The organism is Candidatus Streptomyces philanthi, from assembly GCF_059553635.1.
Map to the genome: position 1 here is coordinate 1 of NZ_JCANQV010000312.1, position 6,355 is coordinate 6,355.

General features: G+C 71.6%; 5 protein-coding genes. All 5 read right to left on the reverse strand.

The window, feature by feature from the left end:
* On the reverse strand, positions 1 to 1,464 hold a 1,464-nt coding region (locus AC51EU_RS25540), incomplete at its 3' end, for a WXG100-like domain-containing protein (protein WP_496269427.1).
* A gap of 64 nt (positions 1,465 to 1,528) precedes the next feature.
* Positions 1,529 to 1,915 carry a hypothetical protein gene (locus AC51EU_RS25545; protein ID WP_496269428.1) on the reverse strand — a complete coding sequence of 129 codons (387 nt, stop codon included), beginning with the start codon at positions 1,913 to 1,915 and terminating at the stop codon, positions 1,529 to 1,531.
* 201 nt (positions 1,916 to 2,116) lie between these two features.
* Positions 2,117 to 2,824 carry a TetR/AcrR family transcriptional regulator gene (locus tag AC51EU_RS25550; protein WP_496269429.1) on the reverse strand — a complete coding sequence of 236 codons (708 nt, stop codon included), beginning with the start codon at positions 2,822 to 2,824 and terminating at the stop codon, positions 2,117 to 2,119.
* Entirely contained in the window at positions 2,821 to 5,109 is a 2,289-nt protein-coding gene (locus AC51EU_RS25555; RefSeq protein WP_496269430.1) for a YhgE/Pip family protein, read from the reverse strand. Before AC51EU_RS25555 ends, AC51EU_RS25550 begins: the two co-directional genes overlap by 4 nt.
* The gene (locus tag AC51EU_RS25560) at positions 5,081 to 6,028 is read right to left on the reverse strand and encodes an ATP-binding cassette domain-containing protein (RefSeq protein ID WP_496269431.1); all 948 of its coding nucleotides are present in this window, start codon (positions 6,026 to 6,028) and stop codon (positions 5,081 to 5,083) included. The genes AC51EU_RS25555 and AC51EU_RS25560 overlap by 29 nt, the downstream gene beginning before the upstream one ends.
* Positions 6,029 to 6,355: the final 327 nt, after the last annotated feature.

Here is a 6,355-nt window from a genome sequence, read left to right on the forward strand (position 1 = left end):
GTTGTCGTGGTCCGGGCGTGCGGAGGGTGGGGTGGTGTCGTGGGCGGGCTGAGTGCTGGTGGTGTCGTGTGCCGGCTGAGTGCTGATGGAGTCGTTGTGATTCGGGCGGGCCGTGTCCGGAGTGGTGTCGTGGGCGGGTTGGGTGCTCACCGAGTCGGGTGAGGGGGTGTTGTGGCTGCCCCGGTAGCCCTCGTCGAAGGGGGAGCGTTGGTCCGGGGGCGGCAGCGGTTGGGCATCGGGTACGCGGTGGTGGGGGTCCGTCCCCTGCGGGGTGCTGCCGTCGGACGGTGTGGTGGAGTGCGGGCCGGTGGTGTCGGTGTGGCGGTTGCCTGCGCCGTCGGCACCACCGGAGCTGTTGTCGGACCCGGACCCGGACCCGGACCCGGACCCGGACCCGGACCCGGACCCCGAGCCCGTCCCCGTGCCGGAACCCGATCCGGCCCCTGAACCAGAAGCCGAACCCGTTCCCGCTCCGGAACCTGAACCGGCCCCCGTTCCCGTTCCGGAACCCGAGTCGGCTCCCGTTCCCGCACCGGAACCCGGACCACCGTGCTCGCCACCGGAACGGGCCCCCACGCCGTCGCCACCACCGGTACCCGTCCCCGAGCCGGACCCTCCGCGCTCGCCACCGGCCCCGGAACCATCCCCGGCCCCACTCCCAGAACCGGCACCGTCCCCGGCCCCCGCCCCATGGCCCGAACCGCCGTCCCCACCCCTCCCCGCCGCCCCATCGAGCCCCTGTCGCGCATGGTGGCCCGCCTTGGCGCCGGCGGCGTCGCGGAGGCCCTCGGTGAAGGTCTGGCCGGAGTTCTTGGCGGCGTCGATGCCCTCTTCGGCGCCGGTCCTGAGGCTGCGGTTGACGTCGAAGCCGTTCTGGGCGCCGAAGTGCATGTTCATGCCCTGGGCGATGGCGTCGGTGGCCATGGCCTTGAGGGCGGAGACGGCCGGTTCCTTGAGGGTTTCGACGATGGCTTCGACCAGGGCCTCGCGGGCCTCCTTGAGGAGGCGGCGCACGATGATACGGGTGGCCTGGGTGGCGCCCGCGGCGCCGATCTCGGAGAGTCCCAGGGTGAACGGGGCGGCCGCCTGGGCGGCGATGATCTCTGCCGCGAGGATCGCCAGTTGGGCGATCACCGCGACCTTCATCCCGATGATGATGGTGGCGCCCGCCTCCAGGGCGCTGGCGATGAGTTCGGCGGCGGAGCGGGCGTCGTCGAGGTGGCCCGAGCCGTTGCCGGAGAACTTCTCCCAGGTCTTGCCGAAGCCGTCGATGCTGTCGCCGGCGTTCTGGGAGAGCACGTTGCCCGCCGCGGTGACACCCTCGGTCTGCAACTGTTCGATCGCGGACGCGAACTTCCGCCACTGGTCGGCGGACTCGATCATCTTGTCCTCGTCACCGGTCGGCCAGTCGAAGCCGAGCATGTCGAGGATCCACTCGGCCCAGTCGGGCAGCATGAGTGACATGGCAGCAATCCCCCGTAGGACGGCGAAGCGATGACGAAGAAGCAGGTGCGGGCGGCGCCCGGGATCAGGCGGTGTTCGGGCCCTTGACCTGCTGGAGCACCCGGCTGTCGGCCTCGGCGTTGGCGACGTGCTGCTTCATCAGCGCGTCGGTGAAGTCCTCGTTGGCCTCGTGCTGGGAGGCCATGGTGGTGAGGGCGCCGCCGATCTCTTGGAGCTTGGCGGCGAGATGCCCCATGGACTCGTACATGCCGTCGCGCAGGCCCTCGTAGACGATGCCGAACTTCTCGCCGATGGCGTCGTCGCCCCAGGGCGGGGTGTCGTTGCCCTCCAGGCCGGTCAGCGCGGACTTCAGTGTGTCCACGGCGGACTGGTAGCGCGTGCCGATGCCGGTGAAGTCCTTGCCACCGGCCTTGAGTGACGGTATGTCCGCCTGCAGGCCCTCTCCGGCCACGTGTGCTGTCCCCCGTTCTCCGCGCGGCGGGCGGGTGCCGTGCGGCGTGCAGGGAATTCTAAACTCGCTGGTTGGTATTCCCTCAAGGGATGTCTGTCACAGACATGTCACCGAGGAGGCGTACGGCCAGGAGGGACGTACGAAGAGGGTTCAGAGGGGGCGTGCGCGTGGGGGAGCGGGCCGGGCCGCCGCACGCCCCGGTCAGCGGCGGGCGACCGCGCCCACCCGGCCCTGGACCAGGCGGGAGAGCGATGCGTGGACGTCCTCGACCGAGCGGTCGGGCTGGAAGGACAGCCAGTCCAGGGCGGCCACCAGGACCATGCCCAGCAGGGCGGACGACGTGAGGGGGACATCGAGTTCGCGGGAGAGTTCCCCGCCCTCGACGGCGTCGTGGAGAACGGATTCGACGACGCTGAGGGCGCGGCCGCGGACCGAGGTCAGGGTGGTGTGCCAGGTGCGGTTGGTGCGCCAGAGTTCGGCGACGTAGAGCTGGGTGAGGGCGGGATAGCTGGAGATGAAGTCGAGAGCGGCGCGGATCATCGCGTCGAGCGCGTCGACCCGGGTGCCGCCGCGCTCCGCCGTGCTGTCGGCGGCGTGGCGCAGGGAGGCGGCGAGAACGTCGATGCCCTCCTGGAGGAGTTCCTCGAAGAGGACGTTCTTGCTGGAGAAGTTGTAGTAGACGGTGCCCTTGGCGACGCCGGCGCGTTCGGCGATCTCGTCCACGGTGGTGGCGGAGAAGCCCTGCTCGGCGATGAGGGTGACGGCGGCGTCGAAGAGCTTGCGGCGGCTGGTCTGCCGCCGGGGACGGGCGCGGGGGGTGCGGGCGGGCCCGGGGGCGGTGCCCCCGGGCGCCCCACCGGGGGCGGTGCCGCTGAGGGCACCGCCCCTGGGGTCGGAGCCGAGACTCACAGGCTCAGCTCCGGGTGCAGGTCCTTCATCCGCACGACCTGCCGGCTGCGGGCCGCGACGGTCGTCAGGGCCAGCGCACCGATCGTGAAGGCCGCCAGAACGATGCTGCCCTGCCAGACGATGGCCAGGTCACCGCCGGTGATCAGCCGGCGCAGGCCGTCGACGACATAGCTCATCGGCAGGAACGGGTGGATGGCGCCGAAGAAGCCGGGGCTGGTCTGCACCGGGTAGGTGCCGCCCGCCGACGTCAGCTGGAGCATCAGGACGACCAGGGTGAGCACCCGGCCCGCCGGGCCGAAGAACGCGCTCAGCAGCTGGATGATGGCGGTGAACGCCGCTGCGGCCAGCAGCAGGAAGCCGACGGTGGCGGCGGAGCGTTCCATCTCCAGGCCGAGGCCCCAGTGCAGTACGGCCATCAGGGCCGCCACCTGCACCACACCGATCGCGAACGCCGGGAGCCAGGAGCCCAGCGCGATCCGCCAGCCGGGGGCACCGGCGGCCAGGGCGCGCTTGCTCAGCGGCTGGAACAGCATGTACGCGACCATCGCGCCGACCCAGAGGGACAGCGGGATGAAGTACGGGGCCAGGCCGGTCCCGTAGTTGGGCGCCTTGTGCATCGACTTGGCGGCCAGGGCGACCGGGTCGGACATGACGTCGGTGCGCGCCTCGCGCTCCTTCTTGTCGTAGTCCGGGATCTTGGCGACGCCGCTGCTGAGGCCGTCGGCCAGCTGGTTGGAGCCGTCCTTGAGCTTGTACAGGCCGCCGTCGAGGGAGACCGCGCCCTCCTTGAGCTTGCCGAGGCCGCTGTCGAGCTGGTCGGTGCCGTTCTTGGCCGCGCCGACGCCCTGGTGGACGCGGCCCGCGCCGTCGGCGAGGTTCCCGGCGCCGTCGGTCAGCTGCCGGCTGCCGTCGGCGATCTTGCCGCTGCCGTCGGTGAGCGCGCCGAGGCCGGTGGCGAACTGCGCCGCGCCCTCGGAGACCTTGTGGGCACCGGCGTTCAGCCGGTGGATGTCGGCGATCTGACCGTCGGCGTCGCGGGCCAGCTTCGGGGCCTCGTCGGCGATCTTCAGGGCGCCCTGGCGGATCTCCTGCAGCCGGGCGCGCTGCTCGTCCGGGCTCATGCCCGCGAGGGTGTCGCGGACGTTCTCGGCCTTGGCGGCGGCGCTGTCGAGGTCGGCGGCGAGGTTCTTGAGGTCGGTGCAGAAGGACGGGTTGTCGTCCGCGCCGCCGCAGTGCTTGCTGTGGAGCGCGTGCGCGTCGTTCGCGGCCTTACGGGTGCCGGTGGCACTGGCCTGGGCGAGACCGGGCAGCCTGTCGAGGTTCCTGTCGAGGACCTGGACCACGTCGGCGACGCTCCGGGCCCCGTCGCTGATCTCCTTGCTGTACTTCTTCAGCATCGGCAGGTTCTGCCGGGCGAGACCGTCGACCTTGTCGGCCAGCTGCTGGGTGCCGTCGGCCACCTGGCCGGCGCCGACGCTGAGTTCGCGTGCCTTGGCGCGGGCGCCCTGGATGCCCTTGTCGAGGTCACCGGCGCCCTTGCTGAGCTGGCCGGCCTTCTCGTGGAGGGTGCCGGCGCCGTCGCTGACCGCGCCGGAGCCCTTGTCCAGCTCACCGAGGCCGCCCGAGAGCTTGCCGGTGTTGTCCTTGGCGGTGCCCAGGCCCTCGGCGAGCTTGCCGGAGCCCTCCTTGGCCTCGCTCAGGCCCTTGTCGATCTTCCCCGCGCCGTCGGCCGCCTCGGCGGTCTTGTTGTGCAGGTCGGAGAAGGACACGAAGATCTTGTCGAGGAACTCGCGGGAGGACTTCGCCGACGCCTTCGCGCGGATCTCGGAGAAGACGGTCTTGGAGATCGAGCCGACGATGTAGCTGTTGGCGTCGTTCGTGCGGACCTGGAGGGCGCCGGTCTCGGGGGAGTCACCGGCGCTGGAGGCGATGCGCTCGCTGAAGTCCGAGGGGACGGTCAGCGAGAGGTAGTACCGGCCCTCCTCGACGCCTTTCGCGGCCTCGGCCGCGTTGACCTCCTGCCAGTCGAAGGTGTTGCTGTCCTTGACGTTCTTGGCGAGTTCGGTTCCCGCGTCGATGCGCTTGCCGTCGGCCGTCGCACCCTTGTCGTCGTTGACGAGCGCCACCGGGATCTTGTCCAGGCGGCTGTAGGGGTCCCAGAAGGAGTAGAGGTACAGCGCTCCGTAGAGCAGGGGGATCAGCGTGAGGGCGACGATGGCCAGCCGGGGGAGTTTGCCCCGGCCGAACCGCCTCAGCTCAAGCGCGGCCAGTTTCGGCGAACGCATGGGCCGCTTCCTCCTTGGTGTGGGTACGGGCCGTGCCCTGCGGGCCGGCGGGGGTGGCGGGTGCGGTACGGGTGACGGCGGAGGCGGCCCTCAGCGTCGTCGGTGCTTCGTCCCCGGAGGTCCGCGGCGCCTCGGCGCCGGCCGGGGGAGCCTGCGGGGTGTCGCGCTCCGCGGTGGCCGTGGTGCGGACGATCAGGGCGTCGTCGGGGGCGTCGCTGCCGACCGCCACCACGGTGATGCCGGAGCGGGCGAGGTCGCGCAGCAGCTCCCATGCCTGGTCGCGTTCCTCGGCGGAGAGCTTGAGGTCGACGTCGTCGACGGCGAGCAGCCGCGGGTGGTGCAGGACGGCGAGGGCGATCGAGAGCCGCAGTGCCTCCAGCCGCTCCAGGTCGCGGACGGTGGTCCGCAGGCCCTTGGGCAGGGTGGCCGGGTCGAGGCCGACGGCCGCGAGCGCGGCGTCGACGGCGGCCCGTACGGCGGCCTTGTGGCGGCGGCCCCAGGGGAGCCCGGAGAACGGGGAGCCCTCCAGACGGCGGCCCAGCAGGGCCTGTTCCTTGAGGTGTTCGCCGACGGTGAGGGCGGGTTCGAGGTCGGCGACCCCGGCGACATGGGCGATGGCGGTACGGCCGCGGACCGTGCCCATGCGCTTGGGCAGCGGCAGGCCGGCGACGACCGCCTGGCCCTCGCTGATCTTCATCCGGCCGGTGAGGGCGAGCAGCAGGCAGGTACGGCCGGAACCGGACGGGCCCTGCACGGCTATCAGCGAGCCGGGGGCCGCGGAGATGTCGACACCTCTGAAGGCCCACCCGCGTGGGCCCTCGACTCCGATCCCCCTGGCGTTGACCGCCGCCCCCTGACGGGTGGTGGTGTCCACTGCCCCTCCTTTGTTCTGACTGGTCAGTCTAAAAGTGTGCCGCATCGAAGCCGACTTGACCAATCGGGGGTCCCTCCCTCGATCGGTCGAACCGACCAATCGGACGTATCACCCCGCCGTGCCGGGTGCACGCCGAAATCCCGGAAAATCGCAGAAATGTTCCGTGTCCGAAGCGCTGCGCGGTGTCACCGCAGCGGCCTATCGTCGCCCTGACACCGCGAAGTTCACGTGACCCCCCGCGCCCCGGGCCCCCCCGCGGCGCGGGCCGCACACGGACGACGGAGAGCGATGAATCACTCGGCAGCACCGCACCCGGAGGAACCGCACCGTCCCCCCGTCCCCCCGCCCGGCCGCCCCGCCGCGCGCCGCCTG